Source organism: Agromyces sp. NPDC055661 (assembly GCF_053618135.1).
Genome location: NZ_JBSHHC010000001.1, coordinates 858,372 through 883,327 on the forward strand (window position 1 = coordinate 858,372; position 24,956 = coordinate 883,327).

Genomic DNA, 24,956 nt, shown 5'->3' on the forward strand with positions numbered 1-24,956 from the left:
TGCCGCGCGATCACACCCGGTCGAGCACGATCGCCGCCGGGAAGCGCTTCAGCACCGGACGGAACGGCGCCTTCGCGAGCCGCTCCGCTTCCGCGCCGTCGACGATCCGCGGATGGACGAGCTCGACGTCGCGTCCCTTCCAGCGAAGCGAAGCCCGATCCGCCGCGACGACGTTGCGCGCCCAATTCGTCTTCACGCCCCACGGCAGGCCGATCATCACGATCGCGGCATCCGACGTCGGCACGACCGCGATGGGCGTCTCGTACGCGGTGCCGCTGCGCCGCCCCCGATGACGAATGAGTGCCCAGAGCGGCACCCACCGCCGTCCTGCCAGGGCGCGGGCGACGGGCGCGGTCGCATCCACGAGCCGGCGCGGCGGCCCGCCGGCGACGCGCGGCTCAGGGGCTCGGGACTGTTCGGAGGTCTCGTTCATGCAGAGGAGACGGATGAACCGTGGTCGATGTGACATCCGCACGCGGCATCTGTTCTCGACCTCAGCGCTTGCGTCACATTCGTGCAGGGTGGATCGTCTCCATGTCATGACCGAGTTCGCCGACCTGTGGATCGAGTACCGGCACGTCGTACGCGACGTCGCCTACCGGGTGCTCGGCTCCGTCGCCGAGGCCGAGGATGTCACCCAGGAGACCTACCTGCGCCTCCTCGCCCGCGACGACGATCCGGCCGCCGCGCCGCTCGAGGACCCGCGCGCCTGGCTCGTCACCGTCTCGTCGCGGCTCGCGATCGACCGGCTGCGAGCGCACGAGCACTCGCGCCGCGCCTACATCGGGCCGTGGCTGCCCGAGCCCATCGTCACCGATGAGCGCACGCTCCCCGAGGACCGCGTCACCCTCGACGACTCGGTCCGCATGGCGCTGCTCGTCGTGCTCGAGCAGCTCACGCCGGCCGAGCGCACGGCGTTCCTCCTCCACGACGTCTTCGACCTCGGGTTCGACCGCATCGCGGACGTCCTCGGGGTGAGCCCGGCGAGCGCGCGGCAGTCGGCGTCGCGGGCGCGGAAGCGGATCGCCGCGCAGGGCGCCGCCCGGTTCGCTGTCGATCCCGCCGCCGCGCGCCTCCTGTCCCAGCGATTCGCGGCCGCGGCATCCGACGGCGACCTCGAGGGCCTGGTCGCGGTGCTCGCAGCGGATGCCACGGGCCACTTCGATTCGGGCGGCATCTACCCCGAGGCGCCGACCGAAGTGGTCGTCGGCGCCGAATCGGTCGCCCGGCAGTTCCTCGCCGGCGTCGGCGGACTCGGCCTCGACTTCGAGGTCGCCGAGGTGAACGCGCAACCCGGGGTCGTCGCACGCCGCCGGGGTCGCGTCGTGTCGGTGCTGGCGCTCGACTTCGCCGACGACGGGATCTCCGCCATCCACGGCGTCGGCAACCCCATGAAGCTCAGGCACGTGCGGTGAGGGCGCACTCGCAGGAACCCTAGACTCGCGACGTGACCCATCCCCGCACCGCGATCACCGGCGGCACCGGATTCGTCGGACGCCACCTCGCCGAACGACTCGGGCCCGAGGCATCCGTCATCATCTCGCGCCGCACCGGCGTCGACACCGGCGATGTCGACGCACTCACCGCGGCGTTCGCGGGCTGCGAGGTCGTCGCGCATTGCGCCGGCATCAACCGCGAGATCGGCGACCAGACCTACGAGCGCGTGCACATCGAGGGCACCGCCAACGTGATCGAGGCCGCGAAGCGGGCCGGCGTCCGCAAGGTCATCATGCTGAGCTTCCTGCGGGCGCGGCCCGACTGCGGGTCGCCGTACCACGAGTCGAAGTGGGCGGCCGAGGAGCTCATCCGCGACTCCGGTCTGGACTACACGATCCTGAAGGCCGGCATGATCTACGGCCGCGGCGACCACCTCATCGATCACCTCAGCCACACCGTGCAGACGGTCCCGGTCTTCGCGACCGTCGGGTTCCGCGAGCTGCCGATCCGGCCCATCCCGATCGAGGACCTCACCGACATCCTCGAAGCCGCGGTCGACGGGCGGATGCCGCGGGAGACCGTCGCGGTCGTGGGCGCCGAACAGCTCATGCTGTCGAAAGCCGTGCGGCGCGTGGCATCCGTCGTCGACCGCCGTGTGGTCGTCGTGCCGTGGCCGGTGTGGGCGCAGTACGCGCTCGCGCAGGTCGCCGAGTGGACGATGAAGGTGCCGCTCGTCTCGAAGGCGCAGGTGCGCATGCTGGCCGAGGGCGTGACAGATGCCGCGCCGCCCGCGGCATCCGTGCCCGACGACCTGCGACCGCGGCGCATGTTCACTGCGGCGCAGATTCGCGGGGCGCTTCCCGAGGCCGGCGGGTTCGGATGGAGCGATCTGCGGGTCGGCCGCTGACCTCGGCGCGAGGTGCCGGCCTGGATCGGGGGCCCTGACGCCGATCGACCCCACAAGTGGGGCGGACCCCTTCGGCAGCGCCGAGCGCCCGCGGCGTAGTGTCGCGAATGACGCCGAGGGGGGGCCTGCGATGCGGAACTCGAGATGGGCGGTCGTCACGGTGGCGACGATCGCCGCGTTGGTGTTGAGCGGATGCGTCGCGACGCCGGCGGCCGATGGTTCGTCGCCGCCGACTACTGCTGCTGCCTCGCTCGATGCCGACGTGCGGGCGCAATTGGAGGACGCGCTCGACGACGGCTTCGCGGCATCCGGCATGCCCGGTGTGACGGTCGGGCTCTGGGTCCCCGGCGAGGCGGAGTGGGTGGCGACCCGGGGCGTTTCGGACCTCGCCTCGAACGAGCCGATGGACCGCGCCAACCAGTCCAAGATCGGGAGCATCACCAAGACGCTGGTCGGCATGGTCGCGCTGCAGGTGATCGGCGACGGAGAGGCCGGACTCAGCCTCGACGACACGATCGACGAGTGGTATCCCGATTTCCCGCTCGCATCCGAGATCACCGTGCGCATGATCATGAACATGTCGAGCGGCATCGGCAGCCCGGGCCAGGCGCAGATCGACCGGATCTGCGCCGATCCGTATTCGACGATCACGCCCGACGAGATGATCGCGATCGGCGCGTCGACCCCGCGTACCGACTTCGCCCCCGGCGAGGGCGACAACTACTCGGGCTTCAACACCTTCCTGCTCGGCCGGATCCTCGAGCGGACGACCGGCACCGACCTCGGCACGCTCATCGACGAGCACCTGCTCGAGCCGCTCGGGATGACGCGCAGCCGCTTCGCTCCCGACGGCCTGCTGGCGGAGCCGTTGAACCGCGGGTACTCCGGGTTCTGCCCGCAGCTCCCCCAGCCCACCGACACCACAGACTGGTCCAACCACGAGGCCTGGGCGGCCGGCGCGATGCTCTCGACGATCGACGACCTCCACACCTGGGGCGTCGCGCTCGGCGAAGGGTACGAGCTCACCCCCGAGCTGCAGGCCGCACGCGTCGAGGACCGGGCCCCCGGCACCATGCCCGAGGGATACGGGTACGGGCTCGGCGTGCTGGTCCACTTCGACCCCGACTCCGGATGCCCGCTCGACCTCGGCCACAGCGGCGCCGAGCCGGGATATGGCGCGCACGTGCAGTACTTCGTCGGCTCGGGCGCCGTGCTCACCCTGGTCGGCAATGGCGACGGCGGCACCGGCGAGGAGTTCGCCAAGGTCGTCAAGGCACTGCTGCCGCTGCTGCCGGAGTCGGTGGCGGCCACGTCGAGCAGTGACTGCGCCCGGTAGGAAGCGCGCGCTAGGTTGGTGCAATGGAGCCCGGTGAGATCGGGATCGAGATCACGCCGATCCTGGCGGATCCCTCGCTCGAGCCCGAGTTCGCCGCTCGGCTCGACGCGCTGCTGCGCCGCACCTGCCACATCGCCCGCGCGCTGACCGGCGCCGAGCTGGCGGCCGTCAAACTCTGGATCGGCGACGAATCGTCGGAGGCCCGCAAGTACTTCAGCATGAGCGAGAAGTACGCGGCGTTCCGTGACTTCCGAGTCGACCCGAGGGGCGCCGGCCTGCACGGGATGAGGATCCCGCCGGGCGAGGTCATCCGCCTGACCCATGCCGAGGTGCTGTCGCATCCGCTCTACGAGGGCTTCGGTGCGTTCGCCGACGCCCACCCGCCGATGCGGGGATGGCTGGCCACGAGCGTCTACAGCGACGACGGTCGGAAGCACGGCATCCTGCAGCTCAGCGACAAGAGCGGCGGCCGCGACTTCGACGAATCCGACGAAGCGAACATCCGGGAGTTCGCGGCGCTGGTCGGTGAGACGCTCGGGGCGCTCGGGCGGGCTTGGGCTGCCGAGCGGCGGGGGTAGCTGGTTCGGGGTGCACTGAAGCAACTTCCTTTCGGCGTTCAGTCAGAGGTGAGCGACTCCCGGCGCCCGGGGCTGCTCGACTGAATACGAGATCAGCCGTGCCGGGCCGACAGATACGCGACGACCGCGCGTACCCGCCGGTTGTCGGATGACGTGGCTGGAAGGTCGAGCTTGGTGAAGACGTGCTGCACATGGGTGTAGACCGTTGCGAGGCTGACCGTGAGCCGTTCGGCGATGCCCCGGTCGGAGAGGCCTTCTGCCATGAGTCCCAGCACCACCCGCTCCCGCTCGCTCAGAGCTGCGAGTGAGGAATTCGCGTCCACCAGCCGCTCCACGAGCATCGCATCCACGACGGTTCCACCTTCGGCAACGCGGTTGATCGCGTCGTCGAGCAAATCGGGCCGCAGGACGTTGTCCTTCAAGAGGTAGCCGACTCCCTCCGGGGAGTGCTCGAGGAGCAGGGTCGCGTACGAGCCGACCAGGTACTGCGAGAGCACCAGCACGCCGACCCCGGGGTGTTGGCGGCGGATACCCGCGGCGAGCCGAAGTCCCTCGTCGGTGTAGGTCGGCGGCATCTTGATGTCGAGCATGACGAGGTCGGGCGCTCGGGCTTGGACGAGCGCGGGGACGGCCGCCGCATTGTCGGTGGCTTCCACGATCTCGTGCCCGCGGGCGGACAGCATTGCAATCAGTCCCTCTCGGACGAGCAAGCTGTCATCGACCACCATCAAGCGCACGGGAGCTCCATGGTGAGCTGCGTCCCTCGCCCGAGCGGGCTGACCACGCTGAGGGCGCCGTCGACGGCCGCCAGCCGATCGCGGATGCCGAGGAGCCCGGAACCGCTCGGGTCCGCGCCACCAGGTCCGTCATCAGACACCCGGATCATGAGCCAGTCGTCGCTGTGCGCGACGGTCACCGCCACCGACGACGGCCCAGCGTGCTTGAGGGCGTTCGTGATCGCCTCGCTGGTGGCGAAATACGCGGCGGCCTCGATGCCCGACGAGCACCGGCGGACCTCAGGAACGACGTCGAGCCGGACGCGATCACCGAGCCTGGCGACCAGCTCCTCGAACGCCGGCACGAGACCGAGATCGGTGAGGACGGCGGGGTGGATGCCGGCCGCGAGATCGCGCAATTCGGCGAGGGCACTCCCGAGTTCAGACTCGGCCGCGTCGAGCAGTGCAGGGTCGCCCGGTTGCTGCCGGATGAGCTGGAGTGCGATGCCGATCGCGAGAAGTCGCTGCTGCGCACCGTCATGGAGGTCGCGCTCGAGCTGAACGCGAGCAGCGTTCGTCGCCGAGACGATACGCGCGCGCGAATCCCGGACCTGAATCAGTTGTGCGCGCACTTCCGCCTGAAGTCGAGCGTTCTCGAGGATCAGCCGTGTGGCAGACCCAGCGGCCGTGAGCAGCGCCGGTTCGTCGTCGAGCGAGCGGTCATGTCGGATCAAAGCCATCGGCATGTGGCCGTCGCCGTCGTTCACGGGCGTCACCGTTGTACGCTCATCCGCCTCGGGACGCGGTACTCGCTGGCCCCGCGCATCGACGAAGCCGTCGTCGATGGGGAATGCGATCGTGAGCTGGGGATCCCGGAGCGCGACGGAGAGCGAACGCTCGAGATCGGCATCGGCGCCGCCGGCGAGTTTCACCACGAGTTCGCCGATCGGGCGATACGCGAGCCGCTCGTGCAAGAGGCTGATCAGGAAGCAGAGCGGCACCCCGAGAAGCACAACGATCTGAAACGCGACGAGCGCCTCGGTCGACATCGTCCAGACGCTTCGCGCGCCTTGCACCGCGGCGACGATCGAGAGCCCTCCGAACATGACCGCGGAGAGGATGATCGACAAGTACGGCAGGCGGAGGAGTCCGCGCTCCCGGCGGCCCGCCCGCCGGTAACGTCCGACCAGCGCTGCGATGAAGCACCCGGCGAGCAACGCCCAGACGCCGAAGAATGTGTTCGAGACCGCCCGCTCGAGAGCCTCGCTGACCTCGATCCATTCCAATGGCCGCACGCACGAAGCGCAGTCGGTAGTTCGGACGAAGGTGAGCCATTGCCAGAGGCCTTGGAGCCCACCCACGACGTAGGCCGCTGCCACGAGTCGCCGGGCCATCGGATCTGGCAGCCGCCCGCTCGGGTAGGACAAGAGCAAGTGTCCCGCGAAGGCGATCTGCAAAGGGACCAGAACGGCGACGAGAACGTAGGGCAGACGCACAAGGACGTCGTCGCTCACGAGCCTGAATGAACCGGCAAGATCGGCCGCAAGCACGAGGGCGAACGCGAGAATTCGACGCGCCAACAGCGCACGGCGCAGCCACAAAGCAACGGCACCCACGCCGATCCACGCGAGGATGAACAGCGACTCACGCACCACGGAGCTCACGGGAGCTCGATACGGAATCGTGGCCACCACCCAGGCGTCGATGCCGAGCATCACGATGGTGGCGGCGAGAAGGATGAGCGAGGGTCGGTCGAGGGACGTCTGCCGGTTCTGATCCTCCTCCAGGCTCATCCGAACAACTCCCGTAGACGAGCAGCGGTGAGTTCGTCCTTCTGGACGAAGCCGAGCACGGGGATGCGCTGCAGACGGGGGCCAAGCCCACCACCCGGATAACTCGATGTGAGGACGACACCCGGCGGGTGGGCAAGGTTGGCGAGCACCACGGCCACGTCAGCACCGTTGCCGTCGGGCAGCAGGACGTCGAGCAGCACCAGGTCGGGGTCGAGCCGACGCGCCGAGTCGATCGCTGCTGCAGCAGAACCGGCCTCACCGGCGACGACGTACCCCGCGCTCTCCAGCAGAAGTCGAGCCATCCGGCGGAACCCGCCGTGGTCGTCAACGAGGAGCACGGTCCTGGCCACGCTTGATTCTCACATCGGGAGCGACCGTCAGCGAGGAAATGCGATGGAAGTCAATGATTTCAGGGAGGCCGTCGAGTGCATACCCCGCCACCGTGAGAGGAGCACGAACAGAAGGGGTTCACCATGTCCATCTCCATGCCCCGCCACCCGCGCGTGGCCGCCATCGCGGTTGCTGCGCTCTCGGCAACCAGCCTTTTCGTGGTCGGTCCAGCACTGCCGGCGGCCGCCAACACGAACGTCGTCGTCACGACGACCATCCAGGCCGCCATCGACGCGGCAGCTCCGGGTGACACCGTCGTGATCCCGGCAGGTGTCTATCGTGAAGCGGTTCACGTCACGAAGTCCGACCTGACCATAGTCGGGGAGAACGGTGCGCTGCTCGACGGAACGGGCCTCGCTGCGCCGGTCGGGATCCGAGTGCGCAGTAGTGATGGGAGTCGGCTCGCAGGCTTCTCGCTCAGCGGCCTCGAGATCCGCGGGTACACGCTGAGTGGCGTTCTCCTCCGCGGTGTCGACGGGTTCCGACTGACTGGCGGACGCTACGTCGACAATCCGCTCTACGGGATCTTCCCGATCGCGAGCACCGACGGCAGGATCGACCACAACGAGGTGTCGGGCGCACGCGACTCCGGCATCTATATCGGGCAATCGACCGACATCATGATCGACGCCAACGTTGTCCACGACAACACTGTCGGCATCGAGGTCGAACTGGCCAGTCGCATCACCGTGCGCCGTAACGTCGCAACTGCGAATGCGATCGGCGCCATCGTCTTCACCATTCCGGGTCGCCCGGTCAAGGCGACCGACGACGTCTTGATCGAGGACAACACCTTCTCCGGGAACCGGCGCCAGAACCCGGTCATCGAGCCGGACGAGCTGCTCAGTGCACTGCCCGGGGGAGTCGGCTTCCTGAACGTCGCCGGCGATCGGGTGCGCGTCATCGGCAACACCGTGTCCGGCAACGCGAGCGCTGGCATCGGCGTCGTCTCTCTCCCGCCCGCATACGCTGCACTCGATCCGGCGGTGGATCCGGTGCCCGATGACGGAGTGGTCTCTGAGAACGTGACGCGTGGGAACGGGTCCAATCCCGATCCTCGGCTCGCGCCATTCCCCGCCGCCGACGTCATCTGGGACGGAAGCGGAACGACGTGCTTCGACGTCTCGCGATCGGCGAGGACGTGGCCGTCCTTGCTGCCTGCATGCAACTGAGTATCAGCACGCCTCACCAAAACGATGTTGGCGACGCTGGTCGTGCGAACTGCGCGTGAGAGACCAACGCGTCCCAACACCGACACGTGAACGAACATGAAAGGTCCCTTCCCATGAACGCGGCGAACGCACTGCAGCCACCCGCAACCTTCCTCGGCAGGACTCTGGCCCGACTCGGCCTGGCTCTGACCCGGGTCATCCGATCGCTGGCAGACCTGATGGCGAGGTGGCGCGATTCGGGAATCGTCGAAGACGTCTCCATCGGGACGGATGTAACCCCGACGCAAACTGAGAGGCCGGCTGGCGCTGCCCCGGGGACTCCAACGAGCGACCGGCCAAGAACTGGCAGCGCCCGCGGCGACGGCCGCCAGGCATGGCCCTCCGGGTCACCCCGCCCAGTCGCGCAGCCGCTGACCGAGAAACGGAAGCCGCTCGCTTCCTGGCGCATCGCAGCGATCGATCGGATCCGGGAACTCGAGCTCACAGTCGAATCGGTCGAGTCGAACGCGTCGACCGAAACGGTGGCAGCGATTCGTGCGGCGTTGAGTTCGGCAGACGCCATCGCATCGCATCCACCGGGCCTTCCACGGCGGTTGCTCACCGTCTGGCGAGGAAGCGATCTCGACCGGGTGTGGCTCGCGATTCATCGCGCCGAGGTCCTGCAGGTTCGGTCGACGGCCGACCTCGTGGAGAATCTCGCCCTGCTAGACGACACGCGCGAGCGTGTGAAGCAGCGGCTGAAGTCGGACGATGCACGTCTCGTCGCACTCGCCGACGTTGGCGACGCCTTCCCCAAGGAGCAGTCCATCAGCCTCAGGCCAGGAAGCATGCGGCGCGCCGCCGTCGCGCTACGCGCCGCACACGCCGTCAGCGCTGAGCAGCACCGCAAGGTCCGGAGTTTTCGCAACATCCTGGTCGCCACGAGCCTGACCGTGCTGAGCGTGGCGTTGGCCGTTGCAGTCGTGGGGTGGATGTTCCCCGAATGGATCAACCTGTGCTGGGTGGCTAACGCAGATGCGGCGAAACCGGTGTGCCCGACCGGGGGGAGCACTCCTTCCCCAGGTGACGTTGCGGTCGTCGAGATGTTCGGGATCGTCGGAGCTGCCGTCGTCGGCGCCATCGGAATTCGGCATCTGAGGGGGTCGGGCCTTCCGTACGCGGTCCCGCTCTGGTCGATCCTGGTCAAGCTCCCGATCGGTGCACTCACAGCGGTGCTCGCCCTTCTCTTGCTGCAGCTCATCGACAGTTTCACCATCTCGAGCCAGCAGGAGATCGCCGCATGGGCAGTGGTCTTCGGAGTCTCCCAAGAGGCGTTCACCAGGTTGATCGATCGTCAGGCGCAACTCGTACTGGACCGCGTTCCGTCCTCAGACAAGAACGAGGACGGTACCACCGCTGCGAACGGATTGGGCCAGCAGTCATCTGTCTGAGCCTCGCTGCGCCCCCCGGGGAAACCAGACGACCGGGTCGACGGTGACAGTGGTGGCGCACCGTCGTCCCGATCGGGCCGGGCGTGACGCTGTGGGGTGGTATCGGCGATCCCCTTCCGGCGTACGGTGTTCGTCCCAGCGGTTCGGCGACGTGTACGGTCCTGAAGGGCATGTGCCGCTTATCTCCATGGCGGTGGTGCGCAATCCGGCCGAAGGCGTGATCCGGGTGCTCGGGAGTCGCGGCTGTGGCGCCTTCCGTCTCATCATCGCGACCGCCGTAGCCGGGACGGGGAGATCGACGCCGCGCGACTTGTCCTCCACAGGCGGATGTCGGGTCGAATCATCCACAGGTAAATACCTGATCATCGGTGATTTCTGCGTGTGATCGGATGTCAGTGGGTGGGTGCAGGATCGAAGCATGGACCACCGCCCGCAGCTCGAGCAGCCGCTGCCGCTGCCGCTCGCCGCACTCGAGCGCGACGTCGCGGCGCTGTGCGAGGCGTGGGCCGGCTCCCTGCCGGCGATGATGGGTGTCATCGGTGGAGGCGCCCAGGCCGAGGTCGAGCAGATGAGCGACAGCGGGCTCGTGAAGGTCACCGATGCGCTCGCGATCGTTCGGCGAGACGTCGACGTCATGCTCGCGAGGGTCGCGGCCGAGGTGACGAAACGATCCGGGCGGGAGTTCGGCGACGTCGGACTCGCGAAGGCCCAGGGATTCCACAACCCGGTGCGACTCATCGCCGCGTCGACCGGAGCATCCCGGTCCGACGCTGCGAAGTTGATCGCGGTGGGCGCGGCCACGGCGCAACGGCAGACGTTCAGCGGTGAGCGGCTGCCACCGCGGCATCCGCATGTCGCTGCTGCCCTGGACGCGGCGAAGATCGGCATCGAGGCCGCCTCCGCGATCACCTCGATGCTCGACCGGGCGGCGACGAGGGCCGAGGTGGGCAGCATCGACCTCGTCGAGGCGGCGCTCGTCGACCTGGCAGCGACGGTGCCGCTCGAGACGCTCGTTCGCGGAGTGCGGGAGGCGGAGGCCCGGCTCGATCCCGACGGAGTCGAGCCCCGCGAGGAGCTGCTGCGAATGGAGCGCTCACTCACGATGCGCGAAGACGGACGCGGCATGGTCAACCTGCACGCTCGCCTCGACCCCGAGAGCGCTGCCCCGGTGAAGGCGGCGATCGAGGCGTTGGTCAGCGACGTGCTCCGGCGACGCGAGCCAGGAGACGGCGATTCCCGCCCCGTCGTCGACGACCACCGGTCGATCCCGCAGATCCAGGCCGACGCGCTCGCGGCGCTGGCTCGCCACGCGCTCGGCTGCACGCAGACCCTCACGCCGCTCGCGAAGACCACGGTCGTCGTGCGGGTCGACCTCGATGCCCTCGTCAGCGGGGTGGGACACGCGCAGCTCGATGGGCACGACCAGCCCATCTCAGCCGGCACGGCGCGCCGAATGGCGGCCGACGCGGAACTGATCCCGGCGGTCCTCGGTGGCGACAGCCTCCCGCTCGATCTCGGAAGGGCCGCCCGGCTCTTCACCAGGGCGCAACGGCTCGCCCTCGGCGAGCGCGACGGCGGATGCGCCTCCTGCGGCCAGAACATCGCGTACGTCGAAGCGCATCACATCGACTGGTGGCATCGCGATACCGGCCCGACCGATCTCTCGAACGGGGTCCTGCTGTGCAGCTTCTGCCATCACATGATCCACCGCGAGGGGTGGCAGATTCGCCCGGGCACGAGCGAGGTGTGGTTCATCCCACCACCGCACGTCGACCCGGCGCAGGTCCCACGACTGGGTGGCCGGGCCCGTTTCGAGTTGCAGCGACGCCAGGCGGCGTGAAGGTGACGGGGCTCAGCTTCCTGCCGACACGGCCCGACCCGATGACGCGGATGCCGCGCGGTGCCCCTACGCCCAGCCGAGCTCTCGGAGCCGGGCGTCATCGAGCCCGAAGTAGTGGCCGATCTCGTGCACGAGCGTGATGCGGACCCGAGCACGCAACGCGTCGAGATCCTCGCTGCGCGCCTGCATGTTGTTCTTGAACAGCGTGATGCGGTCGGGAAGCTCGCCGTACCCGTAGACCCCGCGCGTCTTCAGCGGGCGCCCGCTGTAGAGCCCGTAGAGCCGCGGCCACTGTCCCGGCGGCTGGTCGGCGATGAGGATCGCGACGTTCTCGAGTCCGCGCACCATGTCGTCGGGCAGCGCGTCGTACACCTCGCCGACCATGCGCTCGAAGTCGTCGTCGGAGATCTCGACCATGTCCCAATTGTGCGTGCGCGACAACGGGCGGGATCGCTCATTCGCGCTGAGCGAAACCACGCGAAGTGGGCGTGGCTGACGGATGCCTCGCCGAGAAGTGGTCTTCGGCGAGGCATCCGCTCGCTCAGGTCAGGCCGACACCCAGGTCAGGCCGACACGATCAGCTCGCGGCGCCGAGCTCGCGCATCGGCTTGCCGTTCTTCGGGTTCGCGGGCTTCACCTTGCGTCGCTCGCCGTTGACGAGCACCGTCACGTTGCTCATGTTCCCGGCACGATCGGCGACGACGTCGTACGACACGACCCTGCCGTCTCGCCATTCGCAGCTCACCGAGTAGCCGCCGCGAGCGCGCAGCCCGGTGAACGAGCCCGAGGGCGCCCAGTCGTCGGGAAGCGCCGGCAGCAGTCGGATGACGTCGTCGTGGCTCTGCAGGAGCATCTCGGCGATCGCACCGGTGATGCCGAAGTTGCCGTCGAGCTGGAAGGGCGGGTGGTTGCACCACAGGTTCGACAGGGTGTTGTAGGTGAGGAGGCCGCGCAGCATGATGCGAGCACGCTCGGCATCGCCGAGGCGAGCGAACAGCGCCGTGCGCCACGGCCAGGTCCACGAGCGGCGGCTGTCGCCCGACACCGTGCCCGCGGTGAACGGAACGCCCTCCTTCTCGCCGCACCGCGCCTTCAGGGAGACGAGCGCCGCGGCCGCGAACTCGGGCGTCTCGGGCGTGATCTGCCGCCCCGGGTACACCGCGAACAGGTGCGAGGTGTGGCGGTGGATGTCGTTCGGGTCGTCGCGGTCGGCCTGCCACTCCTGCAGCTGCCCCCAGCTGCCGATCCTGTTCGGCGCGAGCCGGGACTTCAGGTCGGCGATCGTCGCCCGGTACTCGTCGTCGATCCCGAGCGCGTCCGCGCAGTCGAGGTAGTTCTGGAAGAGGTCCCAGATGATCTGCTGGTCGTGCATCACGCCGTCTTCGCGGGGGCCGTGCTCGGGCGACCAGCCGTTCGGCGAGACGAGCGTGCCGTCCGGCAGCTCCTTCAGCCGGTCCTGCCAGAACTGGCAGATCTCCTTGATCATCGGGTAGGCGGTATCGCGCAGGTACCGCTTGTCCTGCGTGAAGGCCCAGTGCTCGTAGAAGTGCTGCGCGTACCACGCGCTCGAGACGGTGTTCCACTCCCACGCGTTGCCGCCGAAGATGCTCTGCGAGGTGCGCGCCGTCCAGCCGCGGGTGTCGGCGCCGAAGGCGTTGCGGGTGGCGACCCGGCTCGGGACCGCCACCTGCTGCACGAACGCGATGAGGGCCTCGTGCGACTCGGGGAGGTCGGTGGTCTCGGCGCCCCAGTAGTTCATCTGCACGTTGATGTTCGTGTGGTAGTCGCTCGCCCACGCCGGCTGGTTGCTCTGGTTCCACAACCCCTGCAGGTTCGCCGGCAGGCCGCCCGGCCGCGAGGAGCTCTGCAGGAGGTATCGGCCGAAGTCGTACATCGCCTGCTCGAGCGTCGGGTCGGGCTCGCCTGCGCCGTACCGCGCGAGCCGCGCCTTCGTCGGCAACGCGAGCACCGCGGCATCCGTCTGGCCCCACTCGACGGCAGCCCGCGACATGAGCGCCGACACCTGCTCGACGTGCGCATCGCGCAGCTCGTCGTAGGCGCGACCCGCCACTGCGTCGAGCGCGGCGTCGATGCCGGGCTGCGGCGCGTCGCCGCGCCAGCCGTCGGCGGCGCTCAGCTTGTAGTCGGTGCGGGCGTCGAGTGCGATCGTGATGACGGATGCCCCGGCCACCCGCAATCCGCCGCTCGCCGCGGTGACCTCACCGTCGGTGTCGAGGATGCGGACCGTCGCCGCGTGCTGCAGTCCGTTGCCCATCGTCCCGGCGAAGCCGAGCCGGCGAGCGCCGACGTCGGCGGTCGACGGCGCGTTCTCCTGCGCCGACGCGAGCGTCAGCGTCCCGGTGAGGCCCGCTTCACCGTCGCTCGTGTACCGCAGCACGACGACATCTGACTCGCGACTCGCGAACGCCTCGCGCAGGACGCTGCCCGCAACGGTCGCGAAGTGCGTCGTGTGCACGCCGACCGTCGGATCGAGCGCCCGGCGGTAGGCGACGATGGTTCGCTGGCTCCGCGTGTCGAAGCCGCTGCCCGTCAAGGCGGCGCCCGCGAGCCGGAATGCGCCCGGCGCGGTGAAGGTGAGCCGATAGAACGTGTACGCGGTGCTGTTCGAGAAGGTGAACGCCTTCGTCTCGCCGCGCCCGGCGAAGGTCACCGCGTTCCTCGCGTCGAGCGTCTGCCAAGCGACGCCGTCGTTCGACGCGGCGAGGGTCCAGGCGCTGGGATCGAACGCCGGCTCGTCGACGGCGCTCATGAGCGCGTAGCCCGTCAGTGCTCGCTTCGATCCGAGTTCGAGCTGCCAGATCGCACCGTCGCCGGCGTCGTCGACCTGCCAGACGGTGGATGCCTCGCCGTCGATGCTGCCCACGAGCGATGCCTCGTGGCCGCTCGGTGAGGAGACGTAGACGTTGCCGCCCTGCGCGAGGTCGACGCCACCGAGCGCGATCTCGCCCACCTGGAAGTGGCTGACGCCCGCCTTCGGGACGATGTCGATGCGGTAGAAGCGGTACGCGGTCGCGTTCTGGAACTGGAAGGTCTTGGTCTGCAGTCGCTGCTCGAAGGGCGCGACCGAGCGCGTGTCGAGCGTCGACCAGGTGCTTCCGTCGTTCGATCCGAGCACGGTCCAGTCCTGCGGGTCGCGCGCGGGCACGTCGTTCGCGCTCGTGAAGCTGTACGAGGTGACGACCGCCGGTGTCGGCAGCTGCGCCTGCCAGATGACGTGTGCGGGCGGCCCGATGATGCACCACTTCGTGCTCGGGCTGCCGTCGTAGGTGTTCTCGAGGCGCTCGGAGCCCGAGATCTGGTACGGCCCGCCCGGCGACGTCACCTCGGGCCGGGCGCCGAACGCGATCTTCAGGGTGCCGAAGTTGCGATACGAGCCGAAGCCCATCATGCCGGTGTCGAAGGCGCCGTCGGGCTGGCCCGCCAGGGCGTTGTCGTAGTCGTTGACGCCGCCCCACAGGCTCTGCTCGTTGAACTGCACGACCTCCTCGTCGGGGTTGCCGAAGAGCATCGCACCCAGTCGGCCGTTGCCGATGGGAAGCGCCTGCGATTCCCAGTCCGTCGCCGGAGCGCCGTACCACAGCGCCTTCGGCGAGAGTTCGGGTTGAGGGATGCCACCGCCGGCGGCGCTCGCGAAGCCTCCGGCGACCGCTGCGGCAGCCGGCTGCGCTGCGAGGAATTGGGGGATGAACGGGGCGAGCACGGCGAGGCCGCCGAGTTGGAGCGCGCGACGGCGCGGGAGTTCGCGTTCGAGCATAGGGACCCTCCGGAGCATCATTGATCTGGTGTTTCGCGACAGATGTTCGCGTTTCGTTCGGAAAAGCGCGAACTCAACCCATGATGTCGGATGAAAGATCGGATGTATAGCCCCGCCTGGCCGTCGTCAGATCGTGCCGGCGATACGGGTGTCGCCGAACCGCGCGGACTTTTCTCGCCGAGGTTGTCCGATCGCGGCATCCGTGTTCGTAGCAATGGTGAGAGGCTGCCCAAGGTGGGCGCCACGCGAGAGGACCACGATCATGAAGCTGATCACCAACACGCAGATCACCGTCGACGGCGTGATGCAGGCGAACGGCGGGAACAACCCCGAGCTCGACCCGGGCTTCGACCGCGGCGGGTGGGCGCTGCCGCTCGGCGACGAGGAGTCGGTCGGCTACATCGGCGACTACTACCTGCGCGCCGACGCGTTCCTGTTCGGGCGACGGACCTACGAGCTCTTCGCCGGCTACTGGGGTGTGCAGGACGACTTCGACAACCCGTTCGTGAGCTCGCTGAACTCGCGTCCGAAGTACGTGGCGTCGAACACGATCACCGACCCGCAGTGGGCCGATACGACGGTGCTCTCGGGAGATCTCGAGGCGGCGATCCGCGACCTGAAGGCGCAGCCGGGTGGTGAGCTGCAGGTGCACGGCAGCGGGCAGCTGATCCGCTGGCTGCTCGAGCACGAGCTCGTCGACGAGATGACCCTGATCGTGTGCCCGGTGATCGTCGGCGCGGGCACGCGGCTGTTCCCCGAGACGGGCAAGGACTTCGCGCTCGAGCTGCTGGAGTCGCGCACGTTCCCGACCGGCATCACCGTGCAGACGTACCGGCCCGGCGGACGCCCGCAGTACGCGTGAGCTCGCGCGACGCGGAGAGAATGTCCTTGGTTTCAGGAGGTGTGAGATGCAGTACCTGGTTTCCGTGATCGACGACAAGACCAACTCCGGCACCGACGAGGAGATGGTCGCGATCGACGAGTTCAACGACCGGCTCAGGGCGGGTGGCCACTGGGTGTTCGCCGGCGGTCTCGCCGCGCCCGAGACGTCGACGGTCATCGACGGCCGCGGCGAGCAGCCGGTGTTCACCGACGGGCCCTTCATCGAGTCGAAGGAGCACATGGCCGGCTTCTGGATCATCGAGGCGCCCGACCTCGACGTCGCGCTCGAGCTCATGGCCGCGGGCTCGAAGGCGTGCAACCGCCGGGTCGAGGTGCGCCCGTTCCTCGAGGTGTGAGCGAGCGGATGCCTCGGCGGCGCGTGCGCCGATAGGCTCGCGGAGTGCCCGCTGCGATCGCCCTCGTCGTCATCCTGAGCCTGCTCGCGGTGTTCCAGCTCGCGCTCGCACTCGGGGCGCCACTCGGCCACTTCGCCTGGGGCGGGCAGCACCGCGTGCTCCCGGGCAGGCTGCGGATCGGCAGCCTCGTCTCGATCGTGATCTACGCGATCATCGCGGTGCTGGCGCTCGACCGTGTGGGGCTCATCGACGTCGTGCCCGACGTCGTGTCGACGGTCGGCATGTGGGTGGTGTTCGCGTACTTCGTCATCGGCATCCCGCTCAACGCGATCTCGCGCAGCAAGCCCGAGCGGTACGTGATGACGCCGGTCGTGACGGTGCTTGCGGTACTGAGCCTGCTGGTCGCGCTCAGCTGAGGGCGCGCCCGCGGCGTCACTCGGGCTGCGAGGGTCGCGCGGGGCGCGCGGGGCGCGTGCCCGACAGGCCCTCGACCGCGTCCTCGATGCTCACCGGCTCCTGCTCGACGTCCTCCACGTACAGCGTCCCGGCGACGATGAGCCCGTCGCGGATCTCGAAGAGCGTCACGCCGCGAACCTCGAACGGCTGTCCGTCCGATCGGGTGCCGTGCCACGCCCACTCGCACCAGTTCAGCTCGCCGTCCTGCACGGAGCGGACGACTTCGGCCGAGAAGTCGGGCACGCCGGCGAACATCGCGCCCCAGTTCGCGCGGACCTGCCCGCGACCGACGAACGCACGGCCTGGGTGCGCGGGCTGCCGGCTGTCGTAGTCAGGGTGGAAGAGCGCGACCATCCGATCCAGGTCGTGATCGTCGATCGCCTCCGCGAGCCGGTCGATGACGACGCTCGCGTCGCGGCGCTCCTCCGGAGTCACGATTCCAGTGTGACAGAGCGGCGTGCCGGTGAGCCCCTGTCCACCCGTCGACAGTGTCGGTCCGACCGAGTAGGTTTCGAGCGTTCGGCGACAGACTCGATCGAGGGATGAAACCACATGGCTGACGTACTGCTCTTCCATCACGCGCTCGGGCCGACCGATGGCCTGCACGCCTTCGCAGACCATCTCCGCGAGGCCGGCCACACGGTGCACACGCCCGACCTGTTCGACGGGCGCACCTTCGGCACGATCGAGGAGGGCGTCGGCTACGCCAAGGAGGTCGGCTGGGACGAGATCATGGCGCGCGGCGAGCGCGCAGCGGAGTCGCTGCCGAACGAGCTCGTGTACGGCGGCTTCTCGCTCGGCGTCGTGCCCGCACAGATGCTCGCGCAGACCCGCGCCGGCGCGCGCGGCGCGCTGTTCTTCTACTCCTGCCTCCCGCCGTCGGAGTTCGGCGAGTGGCCGGCCGGCGTCCCGGTGCAGATCCACGGGGGCGACGCCGACCCGATCTTCATGGAGGAAGGCGACGTGGACGCCGCGCGTGAGCTCGTGGCATCCGCCGACGACGCGGGGCTCTTCCTCTACGCGAGCGACCAGCACTACTTCGCGGACTCCAGCCTGCCGAGCTACGACGCCGACGCGGCGCGGCTCCTCACGCAGCGGGTGCTGGAGTTCCTCGCGCGGATCGGCTGATCCCGATGGCCAGGAGGCCGGTCGTCTACGAGACGACTCACCGCATCGCCTTCTCGGAGCTCGACCCGTTCCAGCACGTGAGCACGGGCAACTACGCCCGGTACTTCACCGACCACCGCATGGAGGGGCTCGCGAAGTACGCCGGCTGGGACCTCCCGACGCTCGGCACGCTGGGCTTCATGACCTGGATCCGGCGCATGGAGATCGACTTCATCAAGTCGGTCGGGGCCGACCAGGACATCACCATCACCTCGTTCGTGCGCGAATTCCGCGGCCCCGACGCGATGATCGAGTGCACGATGACGGATGCCGCGGGCACGACCGTCGCGACGTGCCTCATGGTCGTGGCGCACGTCGACGCGCGGACGCGTCGGGCGACGGACTGGCCGGAGGAGCATGCGGCGTTGTTCTTCGAGGATGGGGACTGAGGCAGGAGCGGTCGCCGCGTCTTGAGACGCGTCCGCCCTCGGCGGGCGCTACTCGATGACCGGAGCCTCAGTCGACGAGGGCGCCGGCCGACAGGTTCGCGATCGCGCCGGTCATCGAAGCCGCGCGATCGGATGCCGCGAACGCGAGGTACTCCGCGACCTCGTCGAGCACGGGCAGCCGGCCGAGCAACGTCATGCCGGCGAGACCGCTGAACCACTCGTCGCGAGGAATCCCGCCGGCGTCGGCGATGCGGCCGAACATCTCGCGCGTGTACGAGGTCGCGAGCGCATCCGACATCGCGTGCGGCCGCACGCAGACGACGCGCACCCCGTCGGGGCCGAGCTCGCCGGCGAGCGCCCGCGAGAAGCCCTCGAGCGCAGCCGACTGCGCGGCGTTGCCGATGAGCCCGCGACCGGTGAGCCGGGCACCGGGCGTCGAGATCGTGAGGATCACACCGCTCCCCCGCGCGATCATGTGCCGCGACACGGCCTTCGCCGTGACGAAGTTCGTCTGCAGGTACCCGACCACGGGGTGCAGGTAGTCCTCGAGCGACGTCTCGCCGATCGGCAGGCCCTGCACGTGGTCGAACCCCACCGCGTTCAGGGCGACGTCGATGCGGCCCGCGGCATCCGCCACCTCGTCGACGTGCCGGTCGACCGCGGCCTGGTCCATCGCGTCGACGACGGCGATCGAGACCTCGGCCCCTTCAGCCCGGGCAGCGGATGCCGCAGCCTCCAGCCTCGGCAGGCTCTTCCCCGAGAGGAACAGCCGTGCCCCCTCGCGCGCGAACACTCGAGCTGAAGCCGCTCCGATCGAGCCGCCACCGCCGTGGATCACAGCCACCTTGTCCTCCAGCAGCATCGCGCCGCCTCCATTCCATTCCTGAATCATGTGCAACTCTATGGTTGCATTAGTCTCGGATTCGCGCAACCCTCGGGTTGCACTTGCACGAGTGTCGGGGGCGGTGCCTACGCTCGAACCCATGACCATCCAGCGCATGGACAACGTCGCCGTCGTCGTCGACGACCTGGACGCGGCGATCGCGTTCTTCACCGAGCTCGGCATGGAGCTGGAGGGACGCCAGGTCGTCGAGGGACCGGTCCCTGACCAGACCGTCGGACTCGACGGCGTCCGCAGCGAGATTGCCATGATGCGGACTCCCGACGGCCACGGTGGGGTCGAACTGACGAAGTACCTCGCGCCCGAGGCATCCTGGCCCGCACCCGCCACCCCCGCGCCGAACACGCTGGGGCTGCACCGCGTCATGTTCGCCGTCGACGACCTCGAGGACACTGTCGCTCGACTGCGCCGATTCGGCAGCGAGCCGCTGGGCGAGGTGGCGAACTACGAAGACGTGTACCTGCTCTGCTACCTGCGCGGGCCCGCGGGCATCATCGTCGCGCTGGCCCAGCGAATCGGGTGAGCGTCAGCCCTCAGCCGGCGCGTACCTCGCGGCGATGATGCCCGACTCGTAGGTCTCCAGGCTCAGCAGGCGCAGGCCCACCGGATGCGGCGAGCGCAGCCGGTCCTTCGCGTTGCCGACGAGGAACGGGTGGATGCCCGCGTGGATCTCGTCGACCAGGCCGGCGTCGACGAGCTCGGCGGCGAGCTTGCCGTAGCCGTGCGAGATGATCGAGTCGTACTGGCCGAGCAGGCCCCGCACCGCCTCGGCCACGTCGCCCTCGATGAGGGTCGCGTTCCAGTCGAGCGGGCCGGTCAGCGTCCTCGATGCGACGTACTTCGGCAGCGCGTTGTAGTGCGCCGCGAAGCCGCGGTCATCGGTCTGCTTCGGCCAGTACTCGCGGAAGAACTCGTAGCTCTCACGCCCGAGCAGCACCGCGTCGGCGCCGAAGACGAGTTCATCCGACGCCCGCTGCACCCCCGCATCGTTCTCGTCGAACCACTGGTCCATCTGGTCGAATGCCCCGTCGAGCGTCATCTCGAATGAGATCGTCACCTTGCCCATACGCCCCAGTGTCCCGTGGACGGCGGCCGGTGGCTAGCCGTTCTCGACTGCGGCCGCGGCATCCGATCGTGCGACGCGGACGTCGACCCCGGCCGCCGAGAGCCGCTGCAACTCGCCTTCATCGGCCTCGTCGTCGGTGATCAGGACGTCGATGCGTTCGGTGGGGACGGTCTGCATCATCGAGTCGATCCCGACCTTCGTGTGATCCGTCAGCACCACCACCCGCTGGGCGGCGTCGACCGAGGCCCGGTCGAGGCTGGCGACGTGCATGTTCGGCGTGCTCAGGCCGTTGGCGGCCGTGAGGCCGTTGCCCGAGAGGAATACCGTCTGGAATCGCAGCCGAGCGACGGCCCGCTCGGCCTCGCCGCCGATCGCCGCACGGATGTTGCCGCGCAGGATGCCGCCGATGAGCAGCACTTCCACGTCTGGGGCATCCGCGAGTGCATCGGCGACGAGCAATGAGGTGGTCGCGACCATGAGGCGCCGTCGCACCAGCCGGGTGGCGACGGCCTGCGTGGTCGTGCCGGCCCCGAGCATGACGACATCGCCGTCGTCCACGAGCTCGGCGGCCAGCGCGGCCATCGCGAGCTTCTGCCTGGCGGCGACGACCGTCTTCTCCCGGTACGTGGGTTCGTCCATGACCGAACGCCCCACGGATGCCCCGCCCCGGTGCCGCACCAGGTGGCCCCGTTCCTCCAGCGCTCTCAGGTCGCGACGCACCGTGATCTCGGAGGATCGCACCATGCGGGCGAGATCGACGACCGAGATCGACCCGTGTACCGCGAGCGCCGAGAGGATCACCTGCCGGCGTTCGTCTGTGAACACTGCGCTCTCCCCATCGTCCAGCTGCCACTCCAGCCTATGCGCGACACTCCACGCCGTCGCGGGTGTCGGCACCCGCTGACGGTCAGGCGGATCGCGTGGACCCGCCCGACCGCTCGGGGTCAGCCGGCGCTGCAGGTGACCTTCGCGTCGGCCCAGTCGGCGTGGTCGAAGTTCTTTCCGTTCGTCGCCTCGTGCGCCACGAGCTCCAGCCTCTGCACGCCCGTCACGTCGACGTGGAGCGGCAGGGCCGCGTCGTCGTTCGTGAGCACTGCGGTCTCGGCGAGGAGCACGCCGTCGCCGAGGACCCGGAAGCGCACCGAGCCGATTCCGCTCTCGCCCGGCGTCTCGAGCACCTCATCGTCGATGCCGACCAGGGCATCGAACGCCGAGCAGGTGCCCCCGAGCCACGTCGTGAGCGAGCCCGTCGCGTGCATGCCGACGCCCTTCGCATACGTGACGCCGTCGATCTCGAGGGGCCGACCGTCGCCGCCGGCCGCCTGGCCGTTCGACTGGTCGCGCTCGATGGGACCGTAGCCGTTCGACTGCGCCATCCACTCGAGGTCGGAGATGTACGCCGTGCCGTCGAGCGGGGGCGGCGTGACCCAGACCGTGGCCTGGCTCGACGCGGTGAACGGGCGGTTGCGATCGCGGTATTCCGCCGTGATCGGGATCTCGACGGTGCCGCTTCCGGCATCGGCCGTCGGCGTGACGGTCCAGGTCGCCTCCAGCACCTCGCCCGCGGCGAGTCGCTTGGCCGTGACCTCCCCGCCCTCGACCGTCCACCCATCGGGTGCGCTGGGCGTCATGACGACCTTGCGCACCTCGCGGTCGGCGACCGAGAACGCCGCCGTCACCTCGAAGGGCGTGCCGGGCTGCACCTGGCCGTCGGCGGGCTCGACCGCGAGGTCGACCGCCGGCGCAGGCTCGACCGGCTCCAGGCAGGTGTCGCGATGCGGCTTCGCCGGGCAGATCACGGCGGCGAATCCGCCGTTGCTCGCGGTCGGCACGGTCAGCACGTCGCTGGAGGATGCCGCGACGGTCGACGCCTTCGTCGCCGAGCCGTTCGCCCCGTCATCCGTCAGCAGGTCGACGAGGAGCTTCTTGGCGCCGAACTCCGCGAGCGGCAGCTCGAGCGGGGCGCCGGACCCCGCACGCATGCCGCCGACGAACCAGCGGTCGCCCGACTGCCGGGCGAGCACGACGTTCGAGCCGGGCGCGCCACCGATGAGCTTCGTAGCCTCCCACGACTCCGGCAGGTTCTGCAGGAAGGGCACCGCATTCGGCTCCGCGGCGTACGCCTCGGGCTTGTCCGACATGTGCTGCCAGCCCGACTCGTAGACGATCGCCATCGCGACCTCGTGCGCCTTCGAGGAGTTGCCGTTGCCGCGCGAGAACGTCACGGGTGTCCAGTCCATCGATCCCACGACGTTGCGCGTGAACGGCACGATGAGGCTGCGTTCGGGGTTGATGCCGTTCTCAGCACCGCGCACCGCTTCGTACGCCATGATGTGCGGCCAGGTGCGCTGGAGTCCCGTCGGCAGGGATGCCCCGTGGAAGTTGATCATCAGGTGGTTGGCAGCCGTGTCGGCCGCGACCTGGTCGTACCACTGGTGGATCTCCTGGCTGTCGGAGTCCATGAAGTCGACCTTGATGCCGCTCACACCCCACGACGCGAGCTTCGGCAGCCACTCGTCGCGCTGCTCCTGCGTACGGAGGTCACGGCTGTGGAACCACATGATGACGTCCACGCCCTTCGAGTGCGCGTAGCGCACGGTGCGGGGCACCCAGCTCGCATCCCAGCCCTCGTCGAGCAGCACGTACTCCCAGCCCATCCGAGCCGAGAGGTCGACGAAGTCGCGCTGACGCGCCTCGTCCTTCGGGCTGCTCCAGTCCGTGAGCCAGCTCCAACTCGAGACGCCCGGCTTGATCCAGTCGTCGTCCTTCGGGTCGAGCAGGCTCGGCGTGGCGAGGTCGTCGACGAGGCTCGACTCGACGACGCCGTCGAGGCCACCGACGATCGCCACGCGCCACGGGGTCGAGAGATCGCCCGACGACGTGACCGGCTGGCCCTGGAAGAGGTCGACGCCGTACGACAGCGACCCGGGGCTGTGCGCGAGATGCGAGCCCGAGTAGTCGCCGTGCACGTCCGACTCGGTGAGCAGCACGTACTGCCCACCCTGCTGGAAGAGCGCGGGATAGCCGACCGAGCTGGTCCCGTTCGCCGCGGCAGCAGTGGTCGTCATCCACTCGGCCTCGTAGTTCACGGCGTAGGACCGTTGCATCCATGCGGCGCCGTCGGTCGGGAACACCCACGAGCCCGACTCGTCGTCGACCCGGTGCTCGACGTCGCCATCGATGAGGTAGCGGTAGGCGACCCCGTCGTCGGCCAGGCGCACGGCGATCGCGATCCGACCGCCCGCCTCGTTCTTGAAGGTGAACACCGATTCGGCGTGCGTGTAGTCGCGGCGCTGCTCCTTGCCGGTCGTCATCGTGTACGAGTCCGTGACCTTCGCGTCGGCGCGGTCGACGAACGAAAGGCCCGAGCGGAAGTCGCCGTCGCTGCCGACGAGGCCGAGCCTGGTCGCCGACACCACGGTCGTTCCCGCGTCGTCGGTCACGTCGAGCGCCACGCGGCCGGCGGAGTCGAGCGTGAGCTCCGCGTCGAGCGGCGAACCCTTGGGCCCGTCGAGTCGCCACGCGTCGACGACGACGGGCTCCTCGGGCTCCTCGTCCGCGCAGACGAGCTTCGCGTCGCCCCAGGAGGCGTGGTCGAAGTTCTTGCCGTTCGTCGCCTCGTCGGCCACGAGGCGCAGGGTCTCGACGCCGGACAGGTCGGCCGTCAGCTCGACGGGAGCGTCGTTGCCGGTGAGCACGGCGGTCTCGGCGATGAGCGTGCCGTCGCCGTAGACCTGGAACCGCGTGGTACCGATCCCGCTGGTCACCTCGTCGTCGAGGCCGACGAACGCGCTGAAGGCGCTGCAGTTCGACGCGAGCTCGACCGACAATGCACCGGTCGCGTGCATGCCGATGCCCTTCGCGTAGGTGACGCCTCCGATCGTGATGGTCCGTCCGTCGCCCGCACCCGCCTCGCCGTTGGAGGAGTCTCGCTCGATCGGCCCCCATCCGTTCGACTCGTTGACCCACGACAGGTCCGAGACGAAGACCTCGCCGGTCGGCGCCTCCGCATTCGCGGGCCCGGCGGCGATCGCCGAGAGCCCTGCTCCGATCAATACTCCGGTGACGAGCGTGGCTGTCATCGCCGATGTCCGCCTGGGTGTGCGACGTTGCACGTGTTCTCCCTTGACTCATGGCCCGCATTCGGGGGCCGCCCCGGGCGACAGGCTAGGGAGACGCGATCAGGACGGTCAATGTTCCGATCGGTATCGATCAGGTCGGGTCGCTGTTCCGATCAACAGCGGTGGGCGGGGTGCCCCCCCCCCCACCGCCCCCCCCGGGGCGGGGGGCAGACACCCCCACCCCAAAACAAACAAACCAAACCCCACCACAAAGGGTGGGGCGTAAACCGAAAACCCACCCCCA

The 24,956-nt window shown here is 69.1% G+C and carries 25 protein-coding genes; 14 read left to right on the forward strand and 11 right to left on the reverse strand.

Annotation, left to right across the window (positions count from 1 at the left end; translation table 11 throughout):
* Positions 1 to 10: 10 nt before the first annotated feature.
* Positions 11 to 433, reverse strand: a complete 423-nt coding sequence (locus tag ACWGO8_RS03910; protein ID WP_452041816.1) for a nitroreductase family deazaflavin-dependent oxidoreductase — start codon at positions 431 to 433, stop codon at positions 11 to 13.
* 106 nt (positions 434 to 539) lie between these two features.
* On the opposite strand from ACWGO8_RS03910, the gene ACWGO8_RS03915 reads away from it, so the two are divergent.
* From ACWGO8_RS03915 to ACWGO8_RS03930, 4 genes are all read left to right on the forward strand, one after another.
* Complete coding sequence (locus tag ACWGO8_RS03915; protein WP_452041817.1) at positions 540 to 1,415, forward strand: sigma-70 family RNA polymerase sigma factor; 876 nt, start codon at positions 540 to 542, stop codon at positions 1,413 to 1,415.
* A gap of 32 nt (positions 1,416 to 1,447) precedes the next feature.
* On the forward strand, positions 1,448 to 2,344 hold the full coding sequence (locus ACWGO8_RS03920; RefSeq protein ID WP_452041818.1) for an SDR family oxidoreductase: 897 nt from the start codon (positions 1,448 to 1,450) through the stop codon (positions 2,342 to 2,344).
* A gap of 130 nt (positions 2,345 to 2,474) precedes the next feature.
* A complete protein-coding gene (locus tag ACWGO8_RS03925; RefSeq protein WP_452041819.1) occupies positions 2,475 to 3,680 on the forward strand; it encodes a serine hydrolase domain-containing protein in 1,206 nt (401 codons plus the stop codon).
* 23 nt (positions 3,681 to 3,703) lie between these two features.
* Positions 3,704 to 4,258, forward strand: a complete 555-nt coding sequence (locus tag ACWGO8_RS03930; protein WP_452041820.1) for a GAF domain-containing protein — start codon at positions 3,704 to 3,706, stop codon at positions 4,256 to 4,258.
* 92 nt (positions 4,259 to 4,350) lie between these two features.
* Here ACWGO8_RS03930 and ACWGO8_RS03935 read toward each other — a convergent pair whose 3' ends face one another.
* The 3 genes from ACWGO8_RS03935 to ACWGO8_RS03945 are packed head-to-tail and all read right to left on the reverse strand — an operon-like array spanning position 4,351 to position 7,117.
* Positions 4,351 to 4,986, reverse strand: coding sequence for a response regulator (locus ACWGO8_RS03935; RefSeq protein ID WP_452041821.1), 636 nt, complete (start codon positions 4,984 to 4,986; stop codon positions 4,351 to 4,353).
* Entirely contained in the window at positions 4,986 to 6,767 is a 1,782-nt protein-coding gene (locus tag ACWGO8_RS03940; protein WP_452041822.1) for a sensor histidine kinase, read from the reverse strand. The genes ACWGO8_RS03935 and ACWGO8_RS03940 overlap by 1 nt, the downstream gene beginning before the upstream one ends.
* Positions 6,764 to 7,117, reverse strand: coding sequence for a response regulator (locus ACWGO8_RS03945; protein ID WP_452041823.1), 354 nt, complete (start codon positions 7,115 to 7,117; stop codon positions 6,764 to 6,766). The genes ACWGO8_RS03940 and ACWGO8_RS03945 overlap by 4 nt, the downstream gene beginning before the upstream one ends.
* Before the next feature lie 123 nt (positions 7,118 to 7,240).
* On the opposite strand from ACWGO8_RS03945, the gene ACWGO8_RS03950 reads away from it, so the two are divergent.
* From ACWGO8_RS03950 to ACWGO8_RS03965, 4 genes are all read left to right on the forward strand, one after another.
* Positions 7,241 to 8,329 (forward strand): parallel beta-helix domain-containing protein, encoded by a 1,089-nt coding sequence (locus ACWGO8_RS03950; protein WP_452041824.1) that lies wholly within the window; start codon positions 7,241 to 7,243, stop codon positions 8,327 to 8,329.
* Between the two features lie 113 nt (positions 8,330 to 8,442).
* Positions 8,443 to 9,759, forward strand: a complete 1,317-nt coding sequence (locus ACWGO8_RS03955) for a hypothetical protein (RefSeq protein ID WP_452041825.1) — start codon at positions 8,443 to 8,445, stop codon at positions 9,757 to 9,759.
* A 151-nt stretch (positions 9,760 to 9,910) separates the two neighbouring features.
* A complete protein-coding gene (locus ACWGO8_RS03960) occupies positions 9,911 to 10,144 on the forward strand; it encodes a hypothetical protein (protein WP_452041826.1) in 234 nt (77 codons plus the stop codon).
* Between the two features lie 33 nt (positions 10,145 to 10,177).
* Entirely contained in the window at positions 10,178 to 11,599 is a 1,422-nt protein-coding gene (locus tag ACWGO8_RS03965; protein ID WP_452041827.1) for a DUF222 domain-containing protein, read from the forward strand.
* A 66-nt stretch (positions 11,600 to 11,665) separates the two neighbouring features.
* Here ACWGO8_RS03965 and ACWGO8_RS03970 read toward each other — a convergent pair whose 3' ends face one another.
* Together ACWGO8_RS03970 and ACWGO8_RS03975 are read right to left on the reverse strand one after the other, a co-directional pair.
* Positions 11,666 to 12,016, reverse strand: coding sequence for a metallopeptidase family protein (locus ACWGO8_RS03970; protein ID WP_452041828.1), 351 nt, complete (start codon positions 12,014 to 12,016; stop codon positions 11,666 to 11,668).
* 160 nt (positions 12,017 to 12,176) lie between these two features.
* Positions 12,177 to 15,374: a glycosyl hydrolase family 95 catalytic domain-containing protein gene (locus ACWGO8_RS03975; RefSeq protein WP_452041829.1), complete on the reverse strand. Its 3,198-nt coding sequence runs from the start codon at positions 15,372 to 15,374 to the stop codon at positions 12,177 to 12,179.
* Positions 15,375 to 15,636: 262 nt separating this feature from the next.
* On the opposite strand from ACWGO8_RS03975, the gene ACWGO8_RS03980 reads away from it, so the two are divergent.
* From ACWGO8_RS03980 to ACWGO8_RS03990, 3 genes are read left to right on the forward strand one after another with little or no spacing between them, the layout of a single operon-like run.
* Positions 15,637 to 16,236: a dihydrofolate reductase family protein gene (locus ACWGO8_RS03980; protein WP_452041830.1), complete on the forward strand. Its 600-nt coding sequence runs from the start codon at positions 15,637 to 15,639 to the stop codon at positions 16,234 to 16,236.
* A gap of 46 nt (positions 16,237 to 16,282) precedes the next feature.
* A complete protein-coding gene (locus ACWGO8_RS03985; protein WP_452041831.1) occupies positions 16,283 to 16,612 on the forward strand; it encodes a YciI family protein in 330 nt (109 codons plus the stop codon).
* Positions 16,613 to 16,656: 44 nt separating this feature from the next.
* Positions 16,657 to 17,028: a hypothetical protein gene (locus tag ACWGO8_RS03990; RefSeq protein ID WP_452041832.1), complete on the forward strand. Its 372-nt coding sequence runs from the start codon at positions 16,657 to 16,659 to the stop codon at positions 17,026 to 17,028.
* Between the two features lie 16 nt (positions 17,029 to 17,044).
* Here ACWGO8_RS03990 and ACWGO8_RS03995 read toward each other — a convergent pair whose 3' ends face one another.
* Positions 17,045 to 17,503, reverse strand: a complete 459-nt coding sequence (locus ACWGO8_RS03995; RefSeq protein WP_452041833.1) for a nuclear transport factor 2 family protein — start codon at positions 17,501 to 17,503, stop codon at positions 17,045 to 17,047.
* 117 nt (positions 17,504 to 17,620) lie between these two features.
* On the opposite strand from ACWGO8_RS03995, the gene ACWGO8_RS04000 reads away from it, so the two are divergent.
* On the forward strand, positions 17,621 to 18,196 hold the full coding sequence (locus ACWGO8_RS04000) for a dienelactone hydrolase family protein (protein WP_452041834.1): 576 nt from the start codon (positions 17,621 to 17,623) through the stop codon (positions 18,194 to 18,196).
* Between the two features lie 5 nt (positions 18,197 to 18,201).
* Positions 18,202 to 18,624, forward strand: coding sequence for an acyl-CoA thioesterase (locus ACWGO8_RS04005; protein ID WP_452041835.1), 423 nt, complete (start codon positions 18,202 to 18,204; stop codon positions 18,622 to 18,624).
* A gap of 67 nt (positions 18,625 to 18,691) precedes the next feature.
* Here ACWGO8_RS04005 and ACWGO8_RS04010 read toward each other — a convergent pair whose 3' ends face one another.
* Positions 18,692 to 19,516, reverse strand: a complete 825-nt coding sequence (locus ACWGO8_RS04010) for an SDR family NAD(P)-dependent oxidoreductase (protein ID WP_452041836.1) — start codon at positions 19,514 to 19,516, stop codon at positions 18,692 to 18,694.
* Positions 19,517 to 19,607: 91 nt separating this feature from the next.
* Between ACWGO8_RS04010 and ACWGO8_RS04015 the strand changes: the two genes are divergently transcribed.
* Positions 19,608 to 20,048: a VOC family protein gene (locus ACWGO8_RS04015; protein WP_452041837.1), complete on the forward strand. Its 441-nt coding sequence runs from the start codon at positions 19,608 to 19,610 to the stop codon at positions 20,046 to 20,048.
* Positions 20,049 to 20,051: 3 nt separating this feature from the next.
* On the opposite strand, the gene ACWGO8_RS04020 is transcribed toward ACWGO8_RS04015, so the two are convergent.
* From ACWGO8_RS04020 to ACWGO8_RS04030, 3 genes are all read right to left on the reverse strand, one after another.
* The gene (locus ACWGO8_RS04020) at positions 20,052 to 20,591 is read right to left on the reverse strand and encodes a dihydrofolate reductase family protein (RefSeq protein ID WP_452041838.1); all 540 of its coding nucleotides are present in this window, start codon (positions 20,589 to 20,591) and stop codon (positions 20,052 to 20,054) included.
* 33 nt (positions 20,592 to 20,624) lie between these two features.
* Positions 20,625 to 21,416, reverse strand: a complete 792-nt coding sequence (locus ACWGO8_RS04025) for a DeoR/GlpR family DNA-binding transcription regulator (RefSeq protein ID WP_452041839.1) — start codon at positions 21,414 to 21,416, stop codon at positions 20,625 to 20,627.
* A 119-nt stretch (positions 21,417 to 21,535) separates the two neighbouring features.
* Positions 21,536 to 24,673 (reverse strand): NPCBM/NEW2 domain-containing protein, encoded by a 3,138-nt coding sequence (locus tag ACWGO8_RS04030; RefSeq protein WP_452041840.1) that lies wholly within the window; start codon positions 24,671 to 24,673, stop codon positions 21,536 to 21,538.
* Between the last annotated feature and the right edge of the window lie 283 nt (positions 24,674 to 24,956).

Excerpts from the sequence above, each read along its gene's own strand:
- ACWGO8_RS03975 (WP_452041829.1), bottom strand. The coding sequence starts at position 15,374 with ATGCTCGAACGCGAACTCCCGCGCCGTCGCGCGCTCCAACTCGGCGGC.
- ACWGO8_RS03910 (WP_452041816.1), bottom strand. The coding sequence starts at position 433 with ATGAACGAGACCTCCGAACAGTCCCGAGCCCCTGAGCCGCGCGTCGCC.
- ACWGO8_RS03970 (WP_452041828.1), bottom strand. The coding sequence starts at position 12,016 with ATGGTCGAGATCTCCGACGACGACTTCGAGCGCATGGTCGGCGAGGTG.
- ACWGO8_RS04005 (WP_452041835.1), top strand. The coding sequence starts at position 18,202 with ATGGCCAGGAGGCCGGTCGTCTACGAGACGACTCACCGCATCGCCTTC.
- ACWGO8_RS04020 (WP_452041838.1), bottom strand. The coding sequence starts at position 20,591 with ATGGGCAAGGTGACGATCTCATTCGAGATGACGCTCGACGGGGCATTC.
- ACWGO8_RS04000 (WP_452041834.1), top strand. The coding sequence starts at position 17,621 with ATGGCTGACGTACTGCTCTTCCATCACGCGCTCGGGCCGACCGATGGC.
- ACWGO8_RS03930 (WP_452041820.1), top strand. The coding sequence starts at position 3,704 with ATGGAGCCCGGTGAGATCGGGATCGAGATCACGCCGATCCTGGCGGAT.
- ACWGO8_RS03985 (WP_452041831.1), top strand. The coding sequence starts at position 16,283 with ATGCAGTACCTGGTTTCCGTGATCGACGACAAGACCAACTCCGGCACC.
- ACWGO8_RS03940 (WP_452041822.1), bottom strand. The coding sequence starts at position 6,767 with ATGAGCCTGGAGGAGGATCAGAACCGGCAGACGTCCCTCGACCGACCC.
- ACWGO8_RS03915 (WP_452041817.1), top strand. The coding sequence starts at position 540 with ATGACCGAGTTCGCCGACCTGTGGATCGAGTACCGGCACGTCGTACGC.
- ACWGO8_RS03925 (WP_452041819.1), top strand. The coding sequence starts at position 2,475 with ATGCGGAACTCGAGATGGGCGGTCGTCACGGTGGCGACGATCGCCGCG.
- ACWGO8_RS04030 (WP_452041840.1), bottom strand. The coding sequence starts at position 24,673 with ATGACAGCCACGCTCGTCACCGGAGTATTGATCGGAGCAGGGCTCTCG.
- ACWGO8_RS03980 (WP_452041830.1), top strand. The coding sequence starts at position 15,637 with ATGAAGCTGATCACCAACACGCAGATCACCGTCGACGGCGTGATGCAG.
- ACWGO8_RS04010 (WP_452041836.1), bottom strand. The coding sequence starts at position 19,516 with ATGATTCAGGAATGGAATGGAGGCGGCGCGATGCTGCTGGAGGACAAG.
- ACWGO8_RS04015 (WP_452041837.1), top strand. The coding sequence starts at position 19,608 with ATGACCATCCAGCGCATGGACAACGTCGCCGTCGTCGTCGACGACCTG.
- ACWGO8_RS03965 (WP_452041827.1), top strand. The coding sequence starts at position 10,178 with ATGGACCACCGCCCGCAGCTCGAGCAGCCGCTGCCGCTGCCGCTCGCC.
- ACWGO8_RS03935 (WP_452041821.1), bottom strand. The coding sequence starts at position 4,986 with ATGGTGGTCGATGACAGCTTGCTCGTCCGAGAGGGACTGATTGCAATG.
- ACWGO8_RS03950 (WP_452041824.1), top strand. The coding sequence starts at position 7,241 with ATGTCCATCTCCATGCCCCGCCACCCGCGCGTGGCCGCCATCGCGGTT.
- ACWGO8_RS03955 (WP_452041825.1), top strand. The coding sequence starts at position 8,443 with ATGAACGCGGCGAACGCACTGCAGCCACCCGCAACCTTCCTCGGCAGG.